General features: G+C 63.9%; 19 protein-coding genes. 12 read left to right on the top strand and 7 right to left on the bottom strand.

The window, feature by feature from the left end; all coding sequences use genetic code 11:
- Positions 1–118 precede the first annotated feature (118 nt).
- From AB7I51_RS01505 to AB7I51_RS01490, 4 genes are all read left to right on the top strand, one after another.
- The gene (locus tag AB7I51_RS01505; RefSeq protein WP_428402793.1) at positions 119–2527 is read left to right on the top strand and encodes a penicillin-binding protein 1A; all 2409 of its coding nucleotides are present in this window, start codon (positions 119–121) and stop codon (positions 2525–2527) included.
- Between the two features lie 166 nt (positions 2528–2693).
- Positions 2694–3512 carry an enoyl-CoA hydratase gene (locus tag AB7I51_RS01500; protein WP_428402794.1) on the top strand — a complete coding sequence of 273 codons (819 nt, stop codon included), beginning with the start codon at positions 2694–2696 and terminating at the stop codon, positions 3510–3512.
- 70 nt (positions 3513–3582) lie between these two features.
- Positions 3583–4011 carry a DUF1772 domain-containing protein gene (locus AB7I51_RS01495; protein WP_428402829.1) on the top strand — a complete coding sequence of 143 codons (429 nt, stop codon included), beginning with the start codon at positions 3583–3585 and terminating at the stop codon, positions 4009–4011.
- 88 nt (positions 4012–4099) lie between these two features.
- On the top strand, positions 4100–4228 hold the full coding sequence (locus AB7I51_RS01490) for a hypothetical protein (protein ID WP_428402795.1): 129 nt from the start codon (positions 4100–4102) through the stop codon (positions 4226–4228).
- On the opposite strand, the gene ccmB is transcribed toward AB7I51_RS01490, so the two are convergent.
- Both ccmB and ccmA read right to left on the bottom strand, forming a co-directional pair.
- Entirely contained in the window at positions 4213–4884 is a 672-nt protein-coding gene (gene ccmB, locus AB7I51_RS01485; RefSeq protein WP_428402796.1) for a heme exporter protein CcmB, read from the bottom strand. The genes AB7I51_RS01490 and ccmB overlap by 16 nt on opposite strands.
- Complete coding sequence (gene ccmA / locus AB7I51_RS01480; RefSeq protein WP_428402797.1) at positions 4881–5549, bottom strand: heme ABC exporter ATP-binding protein CcmA; 669 nt, start codon at positions 5547–5549, stop codon at positions 4881–4883. Before ccmA ends, ccmB begins: the two co-directional genes overlap by 4 nt.
- A 178-nt stretch (positions 5550–5727) precedes the next feature.
- On the opposite strand from ccmA, the gene AB7I51_RS01475 reads away from it, so the two are divergent.
- From AB7I51_RS01475 to AB7I51_RS01460, 4 genes are all read left to right on the top strand, one after another.
- Entirely contained in the window at positions 5728–6966 is a 1239-nt protein-coding gene (locus AB7I51_RS01475) for an aminotransferase class I/II-fold pyridoxal phosphate-dependent enzyme (RefSeq protein ID WP_428402798.1), read from the top strand.
- A gap of 62 nt (positions 6967–7028) precedes the next feature.
- A complete protein-coding gene (locus AB7I51_RS01470; RefSeq protein WP_428402799.1) occupies positions 7029–8243 on the top strand; it encodes a hypothetical protein in 1215 nt (404 codons plus the stop codon).
- A complete protein-coding gene (locus AB7I51_RS01465) occupies positions 8240–9232 on the top strand; it encodes a fatty acid desaturase (RefSeq protein WP_428402800.1) in 993 nt (330 codons plus the stop codon). Before AB7I51_RS01470 ends, AB7I51_RS01465 begins: the two co-directional genes overlap by 4 nt.
- A gap of 3 nt (positions 9233–9235) precedes the next feature.
- On the top strand, positions 9236–9883 hold the full coding sequence (locus AB7I51_RS01460) for a sterol desaturase family protein (RefSeq protein WP_428402801.1): 648 nt from the start codon (positions 9236–9238) through the stop codon (positions 9881–9883).
- A gap of 146 nt (positions 9884–10029) precedes the next feature.
- Here the strand turns inward: AB7I51_RS01460 and ligA are convergent, their stop codons facing one another.
- Positions 10030–12150, bottom strand: coding sequence for an NAD-dependent DNA ligase LigA (gene ligA / locus AB7I51_RS01455; RefSeq protein WP_428402802.1), 2121 nt, complete (start codon positions 12148–12150; stop codon positions 10030–10032).
- Between the two features lie 298 nt (positions 12151–12448).
- On the bottom strand, positions 12449–15316 hold the full coding sequence (locus tag AB7I51_RS01450) for an EAL domain-containing protein (protein WP_428402803.1): 2868 nt from the start codon (positions 15314–15316) through the stop codon (positions 12449–12451).
- A 313-nt stretch (positions 15317–15629) separates the two neighbouring features.
- On the opposite strand from AB7I51_RS01450, the gene ptsP reads away from it, so the two are divergent.
- From ptsP to AB7I51_RS01435, 3 genes are all read left to right on the top strand, one after another.
- Positions 15630–17894 carry a phosphoenolpyruvate--protein phosphotransferase gene (ptsP, locus tag AB7I51_RS01445; RefSeq protein ID WP_428402804.1) on the top strand — a complete coding sequence of 755 codons (2265 nt, stop codon included), beginning with the start codon at positions 15630–15632 and terminating at the stop codon, positions 17892–17894.
- A 54-nt stretch (positions 17895–17948) separates the two neighbouring features.
- On the top strand, positions 17949–19019 hold the full coding sequence (prfA, locus tag AB7I51_RS01440) for a peptide chain release factor 1 (protein ID WP_428402805.1): 1071 nt from the start codon (positions 17949–17951) through the stop codon (positions 19017–19019).
- Positions 19020–19199: 180 nt separating this feature from the next.
- A complete protein-coding gene (locus AB7I51_RS01435; protein ID WP_428402806.1) occupies positions 19200–19463 on the top strand; it encodes a hypothetical protein in 264 nt (87 codons plus the stop codon).
- 70 nt (positions 19464–19533) lie between these two features.
- On the opposite strand, the gene AB7I51_RS01430 is transcribed toward AB7I51_RS01435, so the two are convergent.
- From AB7I51_RS01430 to AB7I51_RS01420, 3 genes are read right to left on the bottom strand one after another with little or no spacing between them, the layout of a single operon-like run.
- Positions 19534–19854 (bottom strand): cellulose-binding protein, encoded by a 321-nt coding sequence (locus AB7I51_RS01430; protein ID WP_428402807.1) that lies wholly within the window; start codon positions 19852–19854, stop codon positions 19534–19536.
- A 58-nt stretch (positions 19855–19912) separates the two neighbouring features.
- Complete coding sequence (gene purH, locus AB7I51_RS01425) at positions 19913–21505, bottom strand: bifunctional phosphoribosylaminoimidazolecarboxamide formyltransferase/IMP cyclohydrolase (RefSeq protein WP_428402808.1); 1593 nt, start codon at positions 21503–21505, stop codon at positions 19913–19915.
- A gap of 31 nt (positions 21506–21536) precedes the next feature.
- Positions 21537–23255: a heparinase II/III family protein gene (locus AB7I51_RS01420; RefSeq protein WP_428402809.1), complete on the bottom strand. Its 1719-nt coding sequence runs from the start codon at positions 23253–23255 to the stop codon at positions 21537–21539.
- A 208-nt stretch (positions 23256–23463) separates the two neighbouring features.
- Between AB7I51_RS01420 and AB7I51_RS01415 the strand changes: the two genes are divergently transcribed.
- Positions 23464–23994: a gamma carbonic anhydrase family protein gene (locus AB7I51_RS01415; RefSeq protein ID WP_428402810.1), complete on the top strand. Its 531-nt coding sequence runs from the start codon at positions 23464–23466 to the stop codon at positions 23992–23994.
- The last annotated feature ends 9 nt before the right edge of the window (positions 23995–24003 follow it).

Genomic DNA, 24003 nt, shown 5'->3' with positions numbered 1-24003 from the left:
CGAGCCGGAGGAACCGGCTGTGCGCCGGCCGGGGCCCTTCCCCGACTTCGCGAAATCGAATTCAACATCGGAAACGCTAGCCGACGCCCGGCGCCGGCCGCTCTAAGGGTGATATTTCATGCGAATGCTCGCAAGGTTTTTGGGCTTCGTCTTCGCGACCGCGACGATCGTCTTCCTTATCGGGTCGTTCGCCGCCGGGGGGCTGATCTACTATTTCTCCAAGGACCTGCCCGACACTGAGCAGCTGCGCAATTACGAACCGCCGGTGACGACAAGACTCCATGCCGGCGACGGCTCGATCCTCGCAGAATATTCGCATGAGCGCCGGCTGTTCCTGCCAGGCTCCGCTATTCCGCAATTGGTGAAGCAGGCGTTCATCTCGGCCGAAGACAAGAATTTCTACAATCACATCGGCGTCGACCCTGAAGGCGTGATGCGCGCCGTGACCGTGCTCGCGCAGGGCGGCCGCCATATGCAGGGCGCGTCGACCATCACGCAGCAGGTCGCCAAGAACTTCCTTGTCGGCAACGAACGCTCGATCGAGCGCAAGGTTCGCGAGGCGCTTGTCGCCTTCCGGATCGAGGCGGCCTATCCCAAGGACAAGATTCTCGAACTTTATTTGAACGAAATCTATCTTGGGCTCGGCAACTATGGCGTCGCCTCCGCCGCGCTCAACTACTTCAACAAATCGGTCAATGAACTCACGCTTGCCGAAGCGGCGTATCTCGCGGCGCTTCCCAAGGCGCCGAGCAATTATCATCCGTTTCAGAATCGCGAGCGCGCCATCGAGCGCCGCAACTATGTCATCGATCGCCTGATCGCCGACGGCTATGTGACGGCCGAAGAGGGTGCCAAGGCGAAGGCCGAGCCGCTCGGCGTCAATCCGCGCGTTCTCTCGCCCAACACCTATGTCGCTGGCTATTTCGCCGAAGAAGTGCGCCGTCAGCTGCTGGAGCAATATAGCGAGAAGAAGCTTTACGAGGGCGGACTCTCGGTTCGCACTACGCTCGATCCCAAGATGCAGGCCTGGACGCGAAAGGCCCTGGCCGACGGTCTGGTGCGCTTCGACGAGGCGCATGGCTTCCGCGGCGCGATGAACCACATCGACATCTCATCGGACTGGGGCGAGACGCTCGCAATGATTCCGGCGCTCGGCGACGTCAAGCCGTGGCGCCTCGCCGTCGTGCTCGACGTATCGGGCGATTCGGCGCGTATCGGCCTCCAGCCGGGACGTGAGAAATCCGGCGAAGTGGCGCGCGAACGCGAGACCGGCGTTTTGACTGCGGAAGGCATGCGCTGGGCCGGCCGCAGCCCGCGTTCGGCTCTAAGCCCCGGCGACGTCATTTATGTCGAGCCGTTCGCCGGCCACGCCCCCGGCCAATATCGGCTGCGGCAAATTCCCGACATCTCCGGCGCGATGGTGGCGATGGACCCGCACACGGGCCGCGTCTTCTCGATGGTCGGCGGCTTCTCCTTCGACCAGTCGTCGTTCAATCGCGCAACGCAGGCGCTGCGCCAGCCCGGCTCCTCGTTCAAGCCCTTCGTCTATGCGACGGCGCTCGACAATGGCTACACGCCGTCTTCGTCGATCCTCGACGAGCCGATTTCGATCCAGCAAGCGGACGGCACCTATTGGACGCCCGAGAATTTCGAAGGCGGCCACGGCACCGGCGCGCATCCGCTGCGCTACGGAGTCGAGCATTCGAAGAACATGATGACGGTGCGTCTGGCGAAGGACGTCGGCATGCCGCTCATCGCCGAATACGCCAAGCGCTTCGGCGTCTATGACGAGATGACGCCCTATCTCTCGATGGCGCTCGGCGCCGGCGAAACCACGCTTTTACGGATGGTCACCGGCTATTCGATGCTGGCGAACGGCGGCAAGCGCATCAAGCCGACGTTGATCGACCGCATTCAGGATCGCTGGGGCAAGACGCTCTATCGCCACGACGAGCGCCAATGCATCGGCTGCGATGCGGCGCAATGGGAAAACCAGCTCGAACCCAAACTCGTCGACAAGCGCGAACAAGTGCTCGATCCGCTGACCGCCTATCAGATCACCTCGATCATGGAAGGCGTGATCCAGCGCGGCACCGGCGTTTCGATCAGAGCGGTCGGCAAGCATCTCGCCGGCAAGACCGGCACGACAAATGACGCGAAAGACCTCTGGTTCGTCGGCTTCTCGCCCGATCTCGCGGTCGGGGTCTTCATTGGCTACGATCGGCCGCGCTCGCTCGGCAGCCACGCACAGGCGGCGCAATTCGCCGCGCCGATCTTCCGCGACTTCATGACGGTTGCGCTGAAGGATAAGCCTGACACGCCGTTCCGCGTGCCGCCGGGAATCAAGCTCATTTCCGTCGACGTGCATTCGGGGCTGCGTTCGTCGGGAGCGGGCACGATCCTCGAAGCGTTCAAGCCGGGCACGGCGCCGCCCGATGCCTATTCCGGCGGCGGCGGCCCGCGGGCGCTCGACACGCCACGCGACGTGGATCAACAGGTCGGCAGCGGCACCGGCGGCCTTTACTAGATCGAGCGTAGCGGCCGGCGACCGGGTGAGGAATAATACGCGCGAAATCGGGTTTCCTCGTCCTTCGAGACGGCCTCTTCGAGGCCTCCTCAGGATGAGGAAACCCTTCGCTCGATTGCCCTGAGCGTGGCGGCCCGGGAGCTTTGGTTTCCGGCCGCAGGCTTTTATGTTCGAACCGATGACCCTCGACGCCGAGACAAGTGCGCTCGTCACGCTGGAGACCGCGAACCAGGTCGCGATTCTCACGCTCAACAGTCCCGCCTCGCGCAACGCTTTGTCTCTCGCGATGATCGAGGCGCTCTCGGGCCGGCTCGACGCGATCGCCCGCCAGAATGACATTCGCGTCGTCATGCTGCAGGCGGAAGGGCCGGCCTTCTGCGCCGGCCACGACCTCAAGGAGCTGACGGCGCATCGCAACGATCCCGACCGCGGCCGCGCTTTCTTCGAAGAGACCATGCGCGCCTGCTCGGCCCTGATGCAGCAAATCGCGGGATTGCCCCAACCGGTCATTGCAGCCGTCGACGAGATGGCGACGGCCGCCGGTTGCCAGCTTGTCGCCAGCTGCGATCTCGCCGTTGCAGGACCAAGGGCGCGCTTCTGTACGCCGGGCGTCGATATCGGCCTGTTCTGCTCGACGCCGGCCGTCGCCGTCTCACGGAGCGTCGCGCCGAAACATGCGATGGAAATGCTGCTGACCGGCGTTCCGATCGGCGCCGAGGAGGCGCTACGCATCGGCCTCGTCAACCGCATTTCAGCCGATGGCGCGCGGGCCGGCGCACACGCGCTCGCACGGCTCATCGCGAAAAAGTCCCCGCAGGCGATCCGCTTTGGCAAGAAGGCGTTCTACGAACAGCGCGAGAAGCCGCTCGCCGAGGCCTACAAGTTGGCAAGCGCAACGATGGTCGAGAACATGCTGGCGGAAGACGCCAAGGAGGGCGTAGCGGCCTTTTTCGATAAGCGCGCGCCCACATGGGCGGAAAAGTAAAAGTCATCGAACGGCAATATACATTTCATCGAATTGACTGCTGCGCTCATAGAAAAGGAGCGATGACATGATCGTCGGCCAGCTCGCATTGATCGTCGCAGCCATATTCTCCGGCGCGGCGCTCTACATCATTGTCGCCGAACAACCGGCGCGCCTGAGCCTCGACGACGAAAGTCTGCTGAGGCAATGGAAACCGGCCTATAAGCGCGGCTTTGCCATGCAGGCGCCGCTTGCGCTGATTGGCGGCGTTCTCGGCGCCTGGGCGTGGGTGCAAGCCGGCCAATGGCTGTGGCTCGTCGGCGCGGCGCTGATCGTCGCCAACTGGCCTTATACGCTTCTGAAAATCATGCCCGTCAATCAGCGGCTCTTGGCGATCGATCCGGGCGAAGCGGGGGCTGAAAGCCGCCGGCTCATCGAGAGCTGGGCGCGGCTGCATGCCGTGCGCGCCGCTCTCGGCTGCGCCGCGACGCTCGTCTTCCTTTGGGCCTCTCTCAGCTAAGCGGACAAGGCGCCGCGCGCTATTTCACGCTTAATGATGACGCCGCGCGCGAACTTTTGGGAGCGCGCATGTTTAAAGGAGCCAAGAAATGTCCAGATTGCGCAATCGCGCCCTCTATCTGGCGCTGCTCCTTGCGCTCGCGATGGTCTTCACGCTCGCCGCCTTTCCCGCGCGCGCATCCCCCACAAAGATTGATCGCGCCTATTCGCCGAGATAGCGCAGCGCCGCGGCGGCGGCGAAGGGGCAGAGCGCCAGCGCCGCGAGCGTGATCGCGCAAAGAATCGCGAAGGGCGCGTAGAAGGGCACGGTTCCGCCGCTCGCGGCTTCCGCGGCCGAGACGCCGAAGATCAGCACCGGTATGGTCAGCGGCAGCACCAGCAGCGCCATCAACAGGCCGCCGCGCCGCACGGTGACGGTCGCCGCCGCGCCGATCGCGCCAATTAAAGTCAGCGCCGGCGTGCCGACGAGAAGCGTCGCGACGACCACTAAAAGCGCCATCGTCTCCTGTTGCAGCATCAGGCCCAGAAATGGCGCGGCGAGAATGAGCGGCAGGCCGGTCGCCCCCCAATGCGCGGCGCATTTGACGAGCACCGCCAATTCGAGCGGCGTCTCGGCGAGATGGAAAAGATCGAGCGAGCCGTCCTCGGCGTCGGCCTGAAACAGCCGGTCGAGACAGAGCAGAGTCGCGAGCAGCGCAGCGATCCACAGGATCGCCGGCCCGATGCGGGCGAGAAGATTGGGGTCGGGCCCGACCGCGAAGGGAACGATCGCGACCAGCGTCAGGAAGAACACGACGCCCATCGCGCCGGAGCCGCCGATGCGCCGCGCGACGCGCCATTCGCGCAGGAAAAGGGCGACGAGCGGAGAATTCACGAGGCGGCGCCCAGAGCGAGCGTCGCCGCCTCTTCGAGCCCCAGCGGCTCATGCGTCGCGGCGACGATGAGGCCGCCCTCAGCGCAATGCTCGCGCATGGCGGCGGCGAATTTTTCGCGCGAAGCCTTATCGAGCGCGGTCAGCGGCTCGTCGAGCAGCCAGAGCGGGCGGAAGGCGACGAGAAGACGCGCCAGCGCCGCCCGCCGTTTCTGGCCGGCGGAGAGCACGCCGAAGGGCGCGCCGGCGACATGAGCGAGACCGACGACGCCGAGCGCCGCGTCGACCGCGCGGCTCCGCCGATCGGGCGCCTGAGCGAGATAGCCCGACCAGAAAACGAGGTTCTCCTCGACGCTCAGAGCCGCCTTCATCCCGTCGGCATGCGCGAGATAATGCGCCTGCTGCGGCAGCTCAGCCTCGGCCTCGACGAGCCCGCCGGCGAGCGCGATCGCGCCTTCTGCGCGCGGCAAGAGCCCTGCCAACGCCCGCAATAGCGTCGACTTCCCCGCGCCATTGGGGCCCGTCACCACCAGCGCCTGGCCGGAGGAGAGCGAAAAGCTCAAGCGATCGAGAACGAGGCGTCCCCCGCGCGACACGGAAAGATTCTCGACGCAAAGACGCATTACGCCATCGGCGGGCGGCTGAGCGGGTAGGTCATCGCGCGACATGCGCTTGGGGCATAGAGCTTTGCGAGCAAATGCGCCAGCCTCCGCCCGGCGCCCCAGCCCGCCCGCTGGCGCAGACGGGGCGGGAATGATAAGCAGCCGGATGATGCCTTGGGCGCTTGGGGCCCGAGTTCTTCGCTCATAGCGCGCGGCGCGCCCGTATTCAGGGACGGCGGAATAAGTGACGAGACATAAGAGCCTAGAGGATTACGCGGCGAGGCGGTTCCGTTTTGCTGGCAACGCCTTGCTGGAGTTCAGCGATCCGTTTTTTGCTCAGATCGACAGGCTGCGGTCCGAATTCGAAGCGCAGGGCAAGCATTTCGTCAGCTTCGCCAATTACGACTATCTCGGCCTCGCGAATCACCCTCGGATTCGCGACGAGGCGAAGCGCGAGATCGACGGCATCGGAATCGGCGCGCTGGCCTCGCGGCTGGTCGGCGGCGAGCGCACGACGCATCGGCCGTTCGAGGCCGAGATCGCGCAATTCCTCGGCATGGAAAGCGCGCTGACGCTGGTCTCCGGCTATCTCTCCAACGTCACGACGATCGCCTGGCTGATGAGCGGCAAGCGCGATGCGATTTTCATCGATGAACTCGCCCATAACAGCATCGTCGCCGGCGCCGACGGCGCGGAGGCGCAGGTCAAAAAGTTCCGCCACAACGACTTCGATCATCTCGACCATTTGCTGGCGCGCCATCGCGAGGAATATCGCAATGTCCTGGTCGTGGTGGAGGGCGTCTACAGCATGGACGGCGACACCGCCGACCTGCCGCGCCTCCTGGCGATCAAGGAAAAATATCACGTCTGGCTTTTAGTCGATGAAGCGCATTCGCTCGGCGTGTTGGGCGAGACGGGACGCGGCCTCGCCGAACATCAAGGCGTCGACCCGGCGCGCATCGACCTCATCGTCGGCACCATGTCGAAGACTCTCGCCTCCTGCGGCGGCTATGTCTGCGGCAAGGCGCAGGTGATCGACTGGTTCCGCTATACGCTGCCGGGCTTCGTCTATAGCGTCGGCCTGTCGCCGGTTATTCTCGCCGCGGCGCGCACCGCTCTGCGGCTGATGCAGGAAGAGACCTGGCGCATAGCGAAACTCGCGAGCAACGCCGAACTCTTCCGCACCGTCGCGCATGAGGCGGGCTTCTCGACGGGGCCGGCGATCGGCCGCGGCGTCGTGCCGATATTGTTTTCAAGCGACATCGAGACGATGTGGGCGTCGCAGCATTTGCTGGAGAACGGCTATTACGTGCCGCCGGTGGTGCGCATCGGCGTACCGAAGGACGGGCCGAGATTGCGCTTCTTCTTCTCGGCCAATCACAGCGAGGCGGAAATTCGCGGCGTGATCCAGACGCTGCGCGACATGCCGCCGGTGACCGAAGAGGCGCATCAGATCGTCGCCGCGGCAATGGCGGGCGGCTAGCGCGCTTTCCCGCGTCACTTTGACGCTTTCGATTAAGGCCATTCGGCCGCTAGGACTTGCATATGGCGCGGATCGAGATTCTTCCGGTTGACGGCCCTTTGCGCTTTGCGGCCTTTTGCCGGCTGCCGCGGCTGCTCTATGCCGGCGCGCCAGGCTTTTCAGCCCCGCTCGACGTCGAGCGCTGGAGCGTCTTCGCCCATATGCTCAACCCCCATTACAAGCTGGTCGAAGAGCAGAAATTTCTTGCCCGCCGCGACGGCCAATGGGTCGGGCGGATCATGGCGCAAATCTATAAGCCCGAGATCACGCCGGTCGGCGCGTCCAATGCGCAGTTCGGGGCGCTCGACGCCGTCGACGACATCGAGGTCGTGCGCGCGCTGACTGAGGCCGCCGAGGACTGGTTGCGCGCCAAGGGCGCGGAGCGGATCAACGGACCTTTCTCGCCGTCGGTCAACAAGGAGTGCGGGCTTCTCGTCAGCGGCTTCGATGCGACGCCGATGTTTTTCATGCCCTGGCATCCGCCCTATCTGTCACGCCATATCGAGGCGCTGGGCTATGAGAAGGCGCAGGACCTCCTCTCCTACCGCTTCGAACTCTCAAGCAACGAGATCGAGCAGCCGGCGCGGATTTCGACGCGGCGCGAATGGCGCAATCGCCTAAAGCTCCGGCCGTTGAACATGAAGGCCCTGAAGAAGGGCGAAACCGCTCTGATGGCCGAATTATTCAACGACGGCTGGAGCGGCAATTGGGGCTTCGTGCCCTTCACCAAGGAAGAGTTCGATTCCGACGCCGACGCGCTGCAATATCTTGTGACCGAGGATTTCGGCATCGTCGTCGAGCTTGACGGCGTGCCGCAATCCTTCGCGATCGCGCTGCCCAATCTCAACGAGATTCTCGCCGATCTCAACGGCCGACTGTTCCCCTTCGGCTGGTTGCGCGCGATTCAACGATACCGCTCGCATCAGTTCAAATCGGCGCGGCTGCTGTTGCTCGGCACGCGCAAGACGCTGCAAAAAAGCGCGACCGGCGGCGCGATTTTTCTCTCGCTGATTGAGGAGATGCGGCGGCGCTGGGCCAAATTCGCGGTTCCGCATCTTGAAGCCGGCTGGGTGTTGGAGAGCAACGCCGACATGCGCCGGCCGATTGAAATGTTCGGCGGCAAGGTCGACAAGATTCATCGCATCTATGAAAAGCGCCTCGCCGTTGGCGGCGGCGACGATTCCATGCGTATGCGCGACGGCGTCAGGGCGACTGAGCTACAGGATGCAACGTCATGAACGGCATATCGGTCACGGCAAATGGCGCCGACCGCTCGCATGTCGAGCGGCGCAAGCTGATCCTTGAGAAATATCCGCAGGCGCGCGAATTGTTCGGCAAGGACCCCCTGACCTTCAAGATCACGGCGGCGATTTTCGTCGGTCAGCTCGTCATCGCCGCGATCTTGGGTTCGCTTGGCCTTTCCTATTGGTGGCTGTCGCTAGTCATGGCGATCTGCGTCGGCGCCTTCGCCAATCACGCCAATTTCGTCATCATTCACGACGCGATCCATAATTGCGTCTTCGACAGCCCGCTCGCCAACAAATGGACGGCGATCCTCGCCGATCTCCCCAACGCCTTTCCGACGGCGATGGGCTTTCGCTGCTATCACATCAAGCATCATTCGCATCTCTCCGCCTATGACTACGACGCCGACATTCCGAGCCGCTGGGAAGTCGAATGGGTCGGCAATAGCGCCTGGCGCAAGGCGGTCTGGATCTTCTTCTTTCCGGTCATTCAGCTCGCGCGCCTGTCTCGGCTGAAAGGCACGGTGCCGATCTGGGGAACCTGGACCTATATCAATATCGGCGTCATCGCCCTTTTCGATCTTTTCGTGCTCTGGGCGTTCGGATGGAACGCCCTGCTCTATCTGTTCTTTTCCTTCTGGTTCTCGGTCGGCGGCTTGCATCCTTTGAGCGCGCGCTGGCTGCAGGAACATTTCGCCTTCGGGCCCGACCAGGGGACGTTCGACTATTACGGTCCGCTGAATAGGCTCGCGCTCAACATCGGCTATCACAACGAACATCACGATTTTCACGAAATCCCGTGGAATCGTTTGCCGGAGCTGAAGGCGATGGCGCCGGAGTTCTATGACGATCTGCGCTGCCATCGCTCATGGACGGCGCTGCTCGTCACCTTCATCTTCGATCCGACCTATTCGCTCGGAACGCGGTCGGAAAATGTGACGCAGGCCGCGCGCGACGCGCATGTTCTGTCGCCGGCGGAGTAACCCATGTCGCAGGACGCAAGAACGGAAGCGCTCGACGCCTCGCCCCGCCTCTTCGAGAGCGATCTCCTCGACAAGCTCTCGCGCGTGCATCATCTGACGCCGGTGGTCGTCTATTGCCCGATCATTCTCGGCCTCGTGATCTATTCGCTCGCGCTCGACGGTTTGGGGCTCGTTCTTCTCGGCCTCGCCATTGGCTATGTCGGCTGGACGCTCACCGAATATTTCGGCCACCGCTATCTCTTTCACACCGTGTTCGCGCTCCCGTTCGGACTGGGGCCGCGCTTTCAGTTTCTCATCCACGGCGTGCATCACATCTATCCCAACGACCCGCTGCGGCTCGTGATGCCGCCGCTGCTCTCGGGACCGATCATGCTGATCGCGCTCGTCTGCGCCCGCCTGATTTTCGGCGCCACATTCGCGTGGCCGGTGCTCGCCGGATTCATCAGCGGCTATGTGATCTATGATTGCGTGCATTACTGGACTCATCACGGCCAGCCGAAGTCGGACGTCGGCCGCTTGGTGAAGCGCCTGCATATGCTGCATCATTTCCGCGACGCCGAGAAAGGCTTCGGCGTCCACGCGATCTGGTGGGATTACGTGTTCGGCACGGCCTATCAGAAGGGCGACACGCCGGGGACAAGAGCCGTGTGAGGGCGCGACCTTTCAGCCGTCATGCCCGGCCTCGCGCCGGGCATCCACGCCGTGACATCGCGACAATCGACGAGTAAGCGCGGAACGATTCGCGTGGATGGCCGGGACAAGCCCGGCCATGACGGGCTAATGATCAGCCGGGCTGTTTACCCCTGCCCCGTACGCTTAAACCACTCGTCTTCGCTGATCACCTCAATCCCGAGCTCCGCCGCCTTCTTGAGCTTCGAGCCAGCGCCTGGGCCGGCGACGACGAGATCGGTCTTCTTCGACACCGACCCCGCGACATGCGCGCCGAAACGCTCGGCCTGCGCCTTGGCTTCGTCGCGCGTGAGCCGTTCGAGCGAACCCGTGAACACCACCGTCTTGCCGGCGACCGGCGAGGCGGACGCCACCGCCGGCATCGGCTCCAAAGCGATTTGCGCTAAAAGCGCGTCGATTTCGCGCTCATTATGCGGCTCGGCGAAAAAGTCATGCAGCGCCTCGGCGACCACCGGCCCGACGCCGTCAATCGTATCGATGCGCGCGCGCGCCTCGCTGTCCGGCGCCGCCGCGCGCGCCGTTTCGCGCAGCGACTCGAAATCCTCAAAATGTCGCGCCAGCCGGCGCGCATTGGTCTCTCCGACATGGCGTACGCCAAGCGCATAGATGAAGCGATTGATCGGAATTTTTCGGCGCGCCTCGATCGCGGCGAAGAGATTGCGCACGGAAGTCTCGCCATAGCCCTCGCGCTCGGCGAGCCGCGGCGACATCTGCGCCTCGCGCTCAGGGAGCGTGAAAATGTCGGACGCGGTCTTGATCATCCCCTCGTCGTAAAAAAATTCGATCTGCTTGTCGCCCAGACCCTCAATGTCCATGGCGTTGCGCGACGCGAAATGTTTTAGGCGCTCGACCGCCTGCGCCGGACAGACGAGCGAACCTGTGCAGCGGCGCACGACATCGGCTTCGCCGGTCTTGGCGTCGATCTCGCGCAGCGCCGCCGATCCACAGCGCGGACAGACATGCGGAAACTCATAAGGCCTGGCGCCATGTGGGCGCTTCTCCTGCACCACCTCGACGATTTGCGGAATGACGTCGCCGGCGCGCTGCACGACAACCGTATCGCCGACGCGAATATCCTTGCGCGCGATCTCGTCCTCATTGTGCAGAGTCGCGTTCGACACGACGACGCCGCCAACGGCGACAGGTTCGAGCCGCGCGACCGGCGTCAGCGCGCCGGTGCGCCCGACCTGAATTTCGATATCGCGCAGGATTGTCGTCGCGCGCTCGGCTGGAAATTTATGCGCCACCGCCCAGCGCGGCGCGCGCGAGACGAAGCCGAGCCGCTCCTGCAAGCCGATGTCGTCGACCTTATAGACGACGCCATCGATGTCATAGCCGAGCGTCGCGCGCTGCGCTTCGATCGCGCGGTAATGCGCGAGCATGTCTTCGACGGTAGCGCAGATTTTTGTGAGCGGATTGACGCGCAGGCCGTAACGTTCGAAGGCGTCGAGCACGCCCATCTGCGTCTTTGCAAGCGGCGCGCTCATTTCGCCCCAGGCATAGGCGAAGAAATGCAGCGGGCGCTGCGCGGTGATCCTTGAATCGAGCTGGCGCAAGGAGCCGGCGGCGGCGTTGCGCGGATTGGCGAACAGCGGCTTGCCCGCCGCCTTCTGCCTTTCGTTGAGCGCGGCGAAATCGTCGTGCGCCATATAGACCTCGCCGCGAATTTCGAGAATCTCAGGCGCGTCGCCGCGGAGCTTTTCGGGTATCTCGCCGATCGTTCTTATATTGGCGGTGACGTCTTCACCCTCATAGCCGTCGCCGCGCGTCGCCGCCTGCACGAGACGGCCGCTCTCATAGCGCAGCGAACAGGACAGGCCGTCGATTTTCGGCTCCGCCGTGAACAGGATTTGCGACGAGTCATCGAGACCGAGAAACCGGCGCACGCGCGCGACGAATTCCTCGACTTCTTCATCCGAGAAGACATTGCCGAGCGAGAGCATCGGCACGGCGTGCTTCACCTTGGCGAATTTTTCGCTCGGGCGCGCGCCGACCTGCTTCGTCAGCGATTGCGCGGTGGCGAGTTCCGGGAAGGCCTGTTCGAGCGCCTCGTAGCGACGGCGCAGCGCGTCATATTCGGCGTCGGAGACGGTCGGCGCGTCGTCCTGGTAGTAGCGCCGGTCGTGCGCCGCGATTTCCTCGCCGAGCCGCGCATGTTCGGCGCGCGCTTCAAACGGCGTCAATTCCTCGATGGAAGCGGTATGGACGTGAGAAGGCTTCTTGGTCATGCGGCGAAACGGTTCGATGCGTCATGCAACTTTCGATCGAACCGCACGGGCGTCATTCCCGACGCGCGCAACGCGCGCGATCGGCGCTCCAGAGCAATCCCAGTTTTCTGGATCGGCTCTGGATTCCCGGTCAGGCCTTCGGCCAGCCGGGAATGACAAGCCCAGCGATCAGATCAATCTGATTTCATATCACTCGAAGGAAGGTTCCTAAACATGTAGCTTCTTGAATTCGTCGCTCGCAATGACGGCGAAGCCGAAACATCATGCTCGGAACTCTTCTCGTTTCGCCGCGCCGCGATTACGCCGCTTCCGGCGCGGCGCCGACAAGGCGGCGGGCGTCGCGGGCGCTGATCGGGCGCCCGAAGGCATAGCCCTGCGCATAGCCGCAGCCCAGTTGATATAGTTCGATCGCGTCCTGCTCGGTCTCCGCGCCTTCGGCGACGACGTCGAGGCCGAGATCCTGCGCCAGCGCGATGATCGAACGCAGAATGATCGGACGCGCGCCTTTGCCGGACTGTTTGATAAAGGAGCGATCGATCTTGACCGTATCGAAAGGCAGGCGCTGCAGATAGGCGAGCGATGAATAGCCCGTCCCGAAATCGTCGAGAGACAGCCCGGCGCCGAGCTCCTTGATGCGCATCAGCATCTGCGCGGCATATTCGGGATTCTCCATCACCAAACACTCGGTCAGTTCGAGCTTGAGGCTGCCTTTGGCGATGTCATTGCGCATCAACACGCTCTTAACGTCGCGCAGAAGATCGTGCCGCAAGAGCTGGCGCGACGAGATGTTGACCGAGGCGAAAATCGGCGGATCGACGGCAAGCGCGCGTTGCCACGCCGCGAGTTCGCGCGCCGTCCGCTCCAGCGCAAGAAGTCCGAGGTCGACGATTAGGCCGGTCTGCTCGGCCACGGGAATGAATTCGGAAGGCTCGAGCCGGCCAAGGCGCGGATGATCCCATCGCAGCAGCGCCTCGAAACCGGCGATGGTGCGATCCTCAAGCCGGACGATCGGCTGGAAGAAGATCTTGATCTCGCCGCGCTCCAACGCTCGCCGCATGTCGGCTTCAAGCGTCACGCGATCCGCGCGCTGCGCGCGCATCGCCGGTCGGAACACTTCGATACGGTTGCCGCCCGTCCGCTTGGCGTAGCGCATGGCGATTTCGGCGTCATCGAGCATTTCAGCGCCGCCGGCATGGGTCTGCTGATCGTAAAGCGCGATGCCGATCGAGGCAAAGAGCGCGATCTCGCGATCGGTGAAGCGCACCGGAGTCGACAGCGCGCGCCGCACCGAGTCGGCGATGGAGATGACATGATCGACATGCGTCTCCGAAACCAGGATGATCGCGAATTTGTCGCCTGATAGCCGCGCCAGAGTATCCTGCGGCTGCAGCAGCCTCGTCAGGCGATGCGCGACGGTCAACAGAATGCTGTCGCCCATCGCCATGCCGACCTGCTCATTGATTTGTTTGAAGCGGTCGATGTCGATGACGAGGATTGTCGGGCGCACGTCCTTTTCCATGCGCGCGAGAATCAGGGCGGCCTCCAGACGGTCGAAGAACAATTCGCGGTTCGGCAGGCCGGTGAGATTGTCGTGCACGGCGTCGTGCAGCAGCCGCTCCTGGGCGTTATGTTCGTCGGTCACGTCGTTGAGCGTGCCGACGACGCGGATCACCTCCCCGTCCGGGCCGACCACAGGCCGCGCCCGCAGCCGGTAGCTGAGATAGTGGCCGTCCGCGGCGCGCAAGCGAAACACCTGGTTGATGCGTCCGCGCCGCTGCTCGAGGATGGCGTCGAGACAGGCGCGATAGCGGTCCTGCTCGAACGGATGCAGCAGATCGAGCCAGGAGGAGGCGGCGCCTTCGAGGCCGCCGCGGTCCAGTCCGAGCGCCGCTTCCGCTTCGGGACTGACATAGATGTGGTCGGACGGAACGTCCCAGTCGAATACGATTTCATTGGCGCCGGTGAGCGCGAGCGCCTTGCGCTCGACGTCGGTGATCGCGCCGTGAGACAGACCGCCGGCGGCGAAGGCGTTTTGCATTACCGTGAAGCCGATGAGCATCACGATGAGGACGAGGCCGCCGACCAGCGCGGGAGACACGAGATCGTTGGTGATCCAGCCAGCGACGGCAAATCCCGCCGTCGCCACCCAAACGGCGAGAAGGAACCATGTCGGTATCAGCATGATCGCCCGATCGAAGCCGTGCGTCGCGAGATAGAGGATCAGCACGAAGCCGACGATGGCGACCGTCGCCAGGGAGATGCGCGCGACGCCGGCCGCGACCGGCGCGTCGAACACCGCAAGGCCGATGAGATCCAGCAGGATCAAGAGCCACAGCGCCGCGACATGCCAGGCGCGCACATGCCAGCGGTTGAGGTTCAGATAGGCGAACAGAAAAACGACCAGGGTCGCCGAAAGGACGGTCTCGGCGCCGGCGCGCCAGATGCTGTTGGCGTTGGCGTCGAAGCCGAAAATCTTGTCCCAGAAGCCGAAATCGATGCACACATAGGCCAGGACCGCCCAGGCGAGCGCCGCCGCGGCCGGGAAAATGACCGCGCCCTTCACCACGAAGACGATGGTCAGGAACAACGCCAGCAGGCCGGCGATGCCGATGACGATGCCCTTGTAGAGGGTCAGGCTGGTCACCTTGTCTTTGTAGGCCGAGGGCTCCCACAAATAGACCTGCGGCAAATTGGGCGTGCGCAGTTCGGCGACATAGGTGACGGTCGTTCCGGGGTCGAGCGTCAGCCGGAAAATGTCGGCGTCTGAAGCGTCGACGACTTCCGGCGGGAATCCCTGGCTCGCGGTGATCGCCGAGATGCGCGTCGAGCCGAGATCGGGCCAGATGACGCCCGATCCCTGCAAACGGTAATGCGGCGCAACGATGAGGCGCTCAATCTGCTCGTCGGTGTCATTGGTGAGCGCGAAAACGATCCAGTTGGGCTGGCTGCCCGCCTCCTTGGCGCCGACCTCGATGCGTCGAACGATGCCATCCGAGCCGGGCGCGGTCGAAACCTGCAGCCGGTCGCCCTGCGAAAAATGCTTCTCGACGACATTGGTGAGATCGATCGCTCGCGCGCCTTGCGGCACTCTGACGGACTCCATGGCCCCGGCCGGAGCTGATACGACGAGCAAAAAGAGAGCGATCAGATATTTTTTCAGACGCACGAAGTCTCTTCTCGATGCCGCGAGCTTGGAAAGCGCGTATCGCGCGGCCATAAGGCAGGCGCCAAGCGCGTGGGCAGTCATCGCCTCGCTTTGGTCGGCTAGTGGTAGTGGCTTCCTGCCCTGCCCGCAAGCCGATTCGCCAAGCTCTGCAATAACGGTATGTTCCTTGCGTCGCTGAGCTTCTTGGCCGCGCTTGCGGAGCGCCGACGGCGCCAATATACGCTGCTTACGAGCCAGTGTCGCAATCTACTGGCGCATGGCGGTTTTTTTGCGGTAGGCCACCCCGAAATTTGGGAAAACGGGAACGGATTGGATGCGAAGCGCGCTAGGCGGCCCTCGCCTTCTGTTGCGCCGTCTCCGCGAAATCAGCGCGGAACCGGTCAGCGCCCAGGCGCGGCTCGACAAGATCGTCGTGCAGATCGCCGCGAATATGGTCGCCGAAGTTTGTTCCGTTTATGTGCTGCGCGCCGACCACCGCTTGGAGCTGTACGCCACGGAAGGCCTCAACCGCGAGGCCGTCCACTTGACCACGATGCACTCGGGCGAGGGCCTTGTCGGCCTCATCGCGAAGAGCGCCGAACCGCTCGCGCTTTCGGAAGCGCAGGAGCATCCCGCCTTCTCCTACAAGCCCGAGACGGGTGAAGACGCCTACCACTCATTTTTGGGCGTGCCGATCTTGCGCGGCGGCAACACGCTCGGCGTGCTCGTCGTGCAGAACCAGGTGCGCCGCGTCTATTCGGAGGAAGAAATCGAAGCGCTGCAGACGACGGCGATGCTGCTCGCCGAACTCATCGCCTCCGGCGAATTGCAAGCGATCGAAGACCCGCGCGATCTCGCGCTCTATCGCCCGGCCTCGCTCAAAGGCGCGCCGATGGCTGAAGGCGTTGGTCTCGGCCATGTGCTGCTGCATGAGCCGCGCGTCGTGATCAAGCAGCTCGTCGCCGAAGACATGCCGTCTGAACTCGCCAGGCTCGAACATGCGATCGACGCAATGCGCCAGTCGATCGACGAGCTCGTCGCGCACAGCGACCGCATCGCCGCCGGCGAGCCGCGCGAAATCCTCGAAACCGTGCGCATGGTCGCCTATGACCGCGGCTGGGTGCGCCGACTGCGCGAAGCGGTGATGACCGGGCTTACAGCCGAAGCGGCGGTCGAGCGGGTTCAGAACGACGCGCGGGCGCGCATGCAGCGTCAAACCGACCCTTATTTGCGCGACCGTCTGCACGACCTCGACGATATCGCCAACCGGCTGCTGCATCAGTTGACGGGCCAGAGCTATGTCGCCGATCGTGAGAGCGTGCCGGAAAACGCGATTATCGTCGCGCGCACAATGGGCCCGGCGGCGCTGCTCGACTATGACCGCCAACGGCTGCGCGGACTTGTGCTGGAGGAAGGCGGGCCGACGAGCCATGTCGCCATCGTCGCGCGGGCGCTCGGCATCGCCACCGTCGGGCTTGTTCCAAGCCTCATCGACATCGTCGAAACCGGCGATCCGATCATCGTCGACGGCACGACCGGCGAAGTGCATGTTCGCCCCCAGCCCGACGTGCAGAGCGCCTACGCCGAAAAGGCTCGGCTGCGGGCGCGACGGCAGGAGCAATATGCGAAGCTTCGCGACGTGCCGGCAATCACCAAGGACGGCGTCGAGATCACCTTGCACATGAACGCCGGCCTCGCGATCGACATGCCGCATTTGCACGAGACCGGCGCGCAGTCGATCGGACTGTTTCGCACCGAGCTGCAATTTATGCTCGCGCCGCGCTTTCCGCGCATGGATGAGCAATATCGCCTCTACAAGGCCGTGCTCGACGCTGCGCCGGACAAGGCGATCACGTTTCGCACGCTCGACATCGGCTCGGACAAAATCCTGCCCTATATGGCGAAGATCGAAGAGGAAAACCCCGCGCTCGGTTGGCGCGCGATCCGCATCGGCCTCGACCGTCCTGGCCTCCTGCGCATGCAATTGCGCGCGATGCTGAAGGCTGGCGGAGATCGCGATCTGAGGATCATGTTTCCGATGATCGCCAATGTCGCCGAATTCGACGCGGCGAAGGCGATCGCGCTGCGCGAGCTCAATCACATCACGCGCCACCGCCATCCGCCGCCAACCCGGCTGGAGTTCGGGGCGATGGTGGAAGTGCCTTCGCTGCTGTGGGAAATCGATCTCATCGCCAAGCGCGCGGACTTTCTGTCGGTAGGCTCGAACGACCTGGTTCAATACATGTACGCGGCGGATCGCGACAATACGCGCGTTTCGAAACGCTATGACAATCTTTCCCGGCCGGTGCTGCGCGCGCTCGAGCGCGTCGTCGCGGCCGGCGTGCGGCACAATGCGCCAGTGACGCTATGCGGCGAAATGGGCGGTCGCCCGCTCGAGGCGCTGGCGCTACTCGCCATCGGCTACCGGTCGCTGTCGATGGCGGCTTCGGCCATCGGTCCGGTCAAGACAATGATCCTCAATATCAATCTCGAAGAGGCGCAGATCTATCTCGCCTCTCTGCTCGCGTCAGATGACGGCGGCGCGTCCGTGCGCGAGCAATTGCGCGAATATGCGATCGCGCGCGGCGTGCCCTTGTAGCGGGCCTCTCTTTCTCCGCGCCGCCGCCTTCGCCATTTTCCAAGAAGCCTTCACATGTTCGCTCAAGACAAGCTCGACCTCATTATGCGCCGCTATGACGAGATCGGCGACAAGCTCGCCGTCGGCGCCGACGGACAGGCCTTCGTCGCGCTGTCGCGTGAGCGCGCCACGCTCGACGAGGTGGTCGACAAAATTCGCGCTTATCGCGCGGCTCAAAAGGAATCCGACGACATTTCCGCGATGCTTGCGGACGCGTCGCTCGACGCTGAAATGCGCGCCCTGGCGGAGGGCGAGACGGCGGTCGCGCGCGAACGGCTCGAGGCGGCGGAAAGCGCCCTGCGCTTGGCGCTTCTACCCAAGGACGAAGCGGACGAGAAGAGCGTCATTCTCGAAGTCCGCGCCGGCACAGGCGGCGACGAAGCGGCGCTGTTCGCCGGCGATCTTTTTCGCGCCTATCAGAAATATGCGGCGATAAAAGGCTGGCGCGTCGGGATCGTATCGGCAAGCGAAGGCGCGCTCGGCGGGTTTAAGGAAATCGTCGCGGAAATCATCGGTCGCGGCGTCTATGGCCGGCTCAAATTCGAGTCGGGCGTGCATCGCGTCCAGCGCGTGCCGGAGACGGAGACGCAGGGCAGGATCCATACGTCGGCGGCGACGGTGGCCGTGCTGCCACAGGCCGAGGACGTCGACGTCGCCATCGACGACAAGGATTTGCAGATCGACACGATGCGCGCGCAAGGCGCCGGCGGCCAGCATGTCAATAAAACCGAGTCCGCGATCCGCATCACCCATATTCCGTCCGGCATCGTGGTGATGATGCAGGAGGAGCGCTCGCAGCATCGCAACAAGGCCAAGGCGATGAATGTTCTTAGGTCGCGTCTTTACGACGCCGAGCGCCAGCGGCTTGACAAGGAGCGGTCGGACGACCGCAAGCAACAGGTCGGCTCAGGCGATCGCTCCGAACGGATCCGCACCTATAATTTCCCGCAAGGGCGCGTCACCGACCATCGCATCAATCTCACGCTCTACAAGCTCGACCGGGTGATGGAAGGCGAGTTCGACGAAATCTTCGACGCGCTGACCACCGACCATCAGCAAAAGCTGCTCGCGCAAAGCGAGGCGTAATCCGCTACGAATGCGCATTCCCAACGGGTGCGAAAGGCGTGATCAACGGGATTGCGCCATAATGCAGTCGCTCCGTTGAGATCTGGCCCTGTGCGCCGACGCACGAACAATGCGCGGAACGCTCTCTAGATTGCGCCCATTCGCAAAGTGAAATTTGCGACGACACGCAAGGAGAGCGTCATGTCCAACTCGAAGAAGATTATCTCTGCGACCCTCGTTGCCGCGGTTCTGGCCGGAACGGTCGCCAGCGCCACGCCGGCTTTCGCCTGGTCCAAGTGGCACCACCATGGCTACGGCTGGGCGCCTTACGCCGTCGGCGGCGCCCTCGCGCTCGGCGCATTGGCGGCGACGGCCGCCAGCGGTCCGGATTGCTATTACGAGCGCCGTCCGATCTTCAATCGCTGGGGCGACGTGATCGGCTATCGCTCCGTGCCCCTGTGCTGATTCAACCAATCAGAGATCAGAAAGGGCCGGCCGGCGCGCGCCGGCCTTTCTCATTGACGATCAGCGCAGTTCACCAGCCATAATCGAAATACTGGCCAATTGCGTTGTAGCGCTGCGGATCTTGCAGCGTGAAATCCTCCTGCTCGAGGAAGTAATTATCGTTGGCGTAACGATTGGGCTGCAGATTTCCCTGAGCCGCTGAAGGCGCGCCGTCGTCGAGCCAGTCCTTGCCGGTCATGAGATCATGCGGCAGAGGAATCGCGAAATCGTCGCCCTGCGCTGCAGTAACCTGGCCCGTCGCTGCGGGCTTGCGTTGTTTCGCCAACGCGTGGTTCGACGCCAGCGCGCATATCAAGGCGAGACCCAAGCTCAGTTTCAAAGAATTACGCATTTTGGAACTTCCTTTCCCGCGTCGGGCGGCCAGTCTAGTCACAGCGCCTCGAATATTGCTAGTGCCGGAAATGGCGCACGCCGGTGAACGCCATGGCAAGCCCCTGCGCGTCCGCGGCGGCGATCACGTCCTTATCATTAATCGAGCCGCCGGGCTGGATGACCGCCGTGGCGCCCGCGTCCGCCGCCGCCAGCAATCCGTCGGGGAACGGAAAAAACGCGTCGGACGCGACGACGGCGCCTGTCGCGAGACTTTCCGTCAACCCCGCTGCACGCGCGGCCTCTTGCGCCTTATGCGCGGCGATGCGCGAGGAATCGACTCGCGACATCTGTCCGGCGCCGATGCCGACCGTCGCGGCGTCTTTTGCGTAAACGATCGCGTTCGACTTCACATGCTTGACGATTCGGAAGGCGAATTTGAGATCGGCGAGTTCCTGCGCCGTAGGTTGTCGCTTCGTCACGATCTGCAAATTCATGTCGTCGATGACGGCGTTGTCGCGCGATTGCGCGAGAAAGCCGCCCGAAACCGTTCGGTAGGTCAAGCCCGCCCCGCGAGGATCAGGCAGACCGCCGGTCAACAGCAGACGCAGATTCTTCTTGGCGCCGATGATTGCGATCGCCTCCTCGTCGGCTTCGGGCGCGATGATCACTTCGGTGAAAATCTTGACGATCTCGCGCGCCGCTTCGGCGTCGAGCCGGCGATTGAGCGCGACGATGCCGCCAAAAGCTGAAACCGGGTCGCAGCGCAACGCCTTTGCATGGGCCTCGGCGAGCGTAACGCCTTCGGCGACGCCGCACGGATTGGCGTGTTTGACGATGACGGCGGCGGCCGTTCGCGTCGGATCGAATTCCGCGACGCATTCGAAGGCCGCGTCGGTGTCGTTGACGTTGTTATACGACAGCTGCTTGCCCTGGAGCTGACGCGCCGTGGCGACGCCCGGCCGCTTCTCGCCGGAAAGATAAAAGCCGGCCGACTGATGCGGATTTTCGCCATAGCGCATCGGCTCGGCGAGACGACCGCCGAAGGCGCGCAGCGGCGGCGAGGTTTCAGCAAGTTCCCGCGCGAGCCAGTTGGAGATCGCGGCGTCGTAGGCGGCGGTGCGGGCGAAGGCTTTCTGCGCCAGCCGTCGACGCGTCGCGAGACGCGTCGCGCCCTTCGTCGCCTCGAGTTCCTCGGTCAGCGCAGCATAGTCGTCGGGATCGACCACGACAGCGACGTCGTCGTGATTCTTGGACGCGGCGCGGATCATCGCCGGCCCGCCGATGTCGATATTCTCGACGCATTCTTCGAATGGCGCGCCTTTCGCCAGCGTCGACTCGAAAGGATAGAGATTGACGACGAGAAGGTCGATCGGCTGAATGTCATGCGCGAGCATCGCCGCTTCGTGTTGGGGATTCTCGCGGATCGCCAGAAGGCCGCCATGCACCTTGGGGTGCAAGGTCTTCAGCCTCCCGTCCATCATCTCTGGAAACTGGGTGAGATCGGCGACGTCGCGCACCGCGAGCCCCGCCTCGGTCAGCGCCTTGCGCGTGCCGCCGGTGGAGACGAGCTCCACGTCATGCTTCGCCAGAACGCGCGCGAATTCGACAAGGCCTGTTTTATCGGAAACGGAAATCAGCGCGCGCGCCACGCGGCGCAAATCGACGGGCATTGCCTACTCCTAAAATCGCGCCGCGCGCTTATCATACCTGCCGGGCGGAAGGAACCTGCCCGCCGGCGCGCCGCCGGAAGCTCCAAGCGATCTCGGCGCCGGCGACCGCCGTCCCGCGCAAAACGATCTGCGCGCATTTGCGCGCGCCGCCGGGCGCAGCGAAAAAAATACTGTCCTCGACTTCGGGAACGGCGCCTTGCGCCTCGAAGATGAGAATTTCGCCATTGGCGAGCGTGAGTTCGATCGCGCCGTCGGCGCGCGGCGCAACGCCGACGCGCGGGTGAAGATGAAAGCGCAGGGCGACGTCGCTCGCTTCCGCATGTTTAACGCCGCCTTCCGCGGCGACGAGACGATCGACGCCAAGAAGCGCGGCGCCATCCGTCAAAAGGGTCAGTTCGCGCGCATGGATTAGGCCGAAATCGCGCGCATAGCCGTCATGCGACAGAATGAGCGTCGTCTCGCCTTCCAGACGGCGGCGCTCGACCTCGACATTATATGGGCCGGCGAGAACGCGCCCGGCGCGGCGGCGCGGCGCGTGTTGCGACGCGATGCGGGCGCTGGAGCGGTCGCCGATAATGAGAGTGGAGTGCGCCGCGGTGGCGCGCGCCAATTCGCGAGCGTCCAAATGCGGAGCCGAAGGGGCGCCGCAATTGACGACGACACGCTCGATCCCGATCGAATATTCAAATGACAGGCAGCCGGCATGCGCCGAGAGCGAGAATTCGAAAGGCGGCGGCCCGCCGGCGTCGACGATGACGAGCGCGTCGCCCGCCTCCATGCGCTGATAACCGGCGTAAGGCGCGTTGACCGGCGGCGCGCCGCGGGTGTCCTCGTGGGCGAGCGCGTTCGCCAGCCGATCCAGCGCCGTCGCGCCCATGCCGTTGAACAGCGCCAGGGAGCCGTCGCCATGCTGCAGCATCCGCAGCATCGGCATCATTCGGTCGATCGCGCGAAGGACGGCGGGCGGCGTTTGCAGGCCGCGCGCCGCAATCACCTGGCGCAGCGGCAACAGGTCGAGAAGCAGGTCGACCGCGACTTGCGGATTGCGGCTCACATGGCCGCCATCGATCAGGATCTGGCGGTCGAGCTCGGCGCTCAGCGCGCGCGACACATGCGGCGCGATCTTGCGGCCGGTGTCGGCGCAAACGGCGAATTCGGCAAGCGCGATAGCGCAGAAGGCGCGATCGGCGCCGCGCGCGCCGTCGCCGGCCAAGGCGCGCCAAAGCAGCCGCGCGTTTCGGGCAAGCGCCAGCATGAACGCGTCGTAGAAATCAGCCTCGGCGCCGTCGAGCAGCGTCGGCGCTTGCGAGAGAAAGGACAGCAGGCGCCGGGCGACGACGGCCGGCTCCATCGCCGGATCGTCGGGCGGAAGCTTGGGAAGGGAGAGAAATTCGGCGACGAGCGCCTGCGCATTGGCTAGCCCCACCTTCTTGTCAAAAGCTTGCAGATGTCGCAGCCAGGAGAAGCCGGCAAGCGAGCGCCGCCAGCCTTCGGAGGGCGCCGTCACCAGAAATGGCGATACGCCTCTCGCCTGCACGGTCTTGCCTTCGAAGGAGAAATAGCCGGCGTGAATCTGGTCGGCGACGGTCGAGTCGGTCGTTCTGATGTCTGGAGGCGCGATCCGCAGACGCTCCGGCGGCGCGATCGCCATCGACTTCATAAGGTGATAGGGCGCGGCGGCGCCTCGCGCGAAGGCTCCCGCCGCCCGCGCCGCCGAGACGCTCGCCAGCCGCACCCGATCCCGCAACATGATGGCGCTCAGTGGCGTCCTCCGACAACGGCTTTCGCGCGATATTCCCGCCAGCCGCGCGCCAACCGGCAATATCAAACTCAGTCTCCCGCTTATAGTCTAAATTTCCGTGACTTCCGAATGAGACCGGCCCGGCCTTGGCTTGCGCCATTGCGCGTGAAAGGCCGGAAATGGCAATGTCCCGCCTCTTCTCAAGGAGGCTTCGCCCATGCCGCTTTACACGATCGACGGAATCGCGCCGCGCTTGCCGGCCCCAGACCGGTTCTATGTGGCGCCCAGCGCGCATGTCATCGGCCGCGTCGAACTTGAGGAGGATGCCAATATCTGGTTCGGCTGCGTGTTGCGCGGCGACAATGAATGGATCACGGTCGGCGCCCGCACCAATATTCAGGAAAACAGCATCCTCCATACCGATATGGGTTTTCCGCTCGTCATCGGGCCGGATTGCACCGTCGGCCATGGCGTCATTCTGCACAGCTGCCTGATTGGCGAGGCGAGCCTGATCGGCATGGGCGCAACGATCCTCAATGGGGCGAAGATCGGCGCGAACTGCCTCGTGGGCGCCAATGCGCTGGTGACCGAGGGCAAGGAATTTCCCGACTATTCGCTGATCGTCGGCTCTCCCGCCAAGGCGATCCGCACGCTCGACGAGGCGGCCCGCGCCCGCCATCTCGATTCGGCGAAACATTATGTCGAAAACGGCCGGCGCTATGCGAAGGGGCTGACGCTGATCGCTTAGGCTCGGTCC

Origin of the sequence: Methylocystis sp. (assembly GCF_050246715.1) — a bacterium.
Lineage (GTDB): Bacteria > Pseudomonadota > Alphaproteobacteria > Rhizobiales > Beijerinckiaceae > Methylocystis.
The sequence above is the reverse complement of the archived record's forward strand: the minus strand, read 5'-3'. Positions and strand labels throughout refer to the sequence as shown.

Coding starts and splice junctions, on each gene's coding strand:
- AB7I51_RS01505 (WP_428402793.1), top strand. CDS start 119: ATGCGAATGCTCGCAAGGTTTTTGGGCTTCGTCTTCGCGACCGCGACG.
- AB7I51_RS01500 (WP_428402794.1), top strand. CDS start 2,694: ATGTTCGAACCGATGACCCTCGACGCCGAGACAAGTGCGCTCGTCACG.
- AB7I51_RS01490 (WP_428402795.1), top strand. CDS start 4,100: ATGTCCAGATTGCGCAATCGCGCCCTCTATCTGGCGCTGCTCCTTGCG.
- ccmA (WP_428402797.1), bottom strand. CDS start 5,549: ATGTCGCGCGATGACCTACCCGCTCAGCCGCCCGCCGATGGCGTAATG.
- AB7I51_RS01470 (WP_428402799.1), top strand. CDS start 7,029: ATGGCGCGGATCGAGATTCTTCCGGTTGACGGCCCTTTGCGCTTTGCG.
- AB7I51_RS01465 (WP_428402800.1), top strand. CDS start 8,240: ATGAACGGCATATCGGTCACGGCAAATGGCGCCGACCGCTCGCATGTC.
- AB7I51_RS01460 (WP_428402801.1), top strand. CDS start 9,236: ATGTCGCAGGACGCAAGAACGGAAGCGCTCGACGCCTCGCCCCGCCTC.
- ligA (WP_428402802.1), bottom strand. CDS start 12,150: ATGACCAAGAAGCCTTCTCACGTCCATACCGCTTCCATCGAGGAATTG.
- ptsP (WP_428402804.1), top strand. CDS start 15,630: ATGCGAAGCGCGCTAGGCGGCCCTCGCCTTCTGTTGCGCCGTCTCCGC.
- prfA (WP_428402805.1), top strand. CDS start 17,949: ATGTTCGCTCAAGACAAGCTCGACCTCATTATGCGCCGCTATGACGAG.
- AB7I51_RS01435 (WP_428402806.1), top strand. CDS start 19,200: ATGTCCAACTCGAAGAAGATTATCTCTGCGACCCTCGTTGCCGCGGTT.
- AB7I51_RS01430 (WP_428402807.1), bottom strand. CDS start 19,854: ATGCGTAATTCTTTGAAACTGAGCTTGGGTCTCGCCTTGATATGCGCG.
- purH (WP_428402808.1), bottom strand. CDS start 21,505: ATGCCCGTCGATTTGCGCCGCGTGGCGCGCGCGCTGATTTCCGTTTCC.
- AB7I51_RS01420 (WP_428402809.1), bottom strand. CDS start 23,255: ATGTTGCGGGATCGGGTGCGGCTGGCGAGCGTCTCGGCGGCGCGGGCG.
- AB7I51_RS01415 (WP_428402810.1), top strand. CDS start 23,464: ATGCCGCTTTACACGATCGACGGAATCGCGCCGCGCTTGCCGGCCCCA.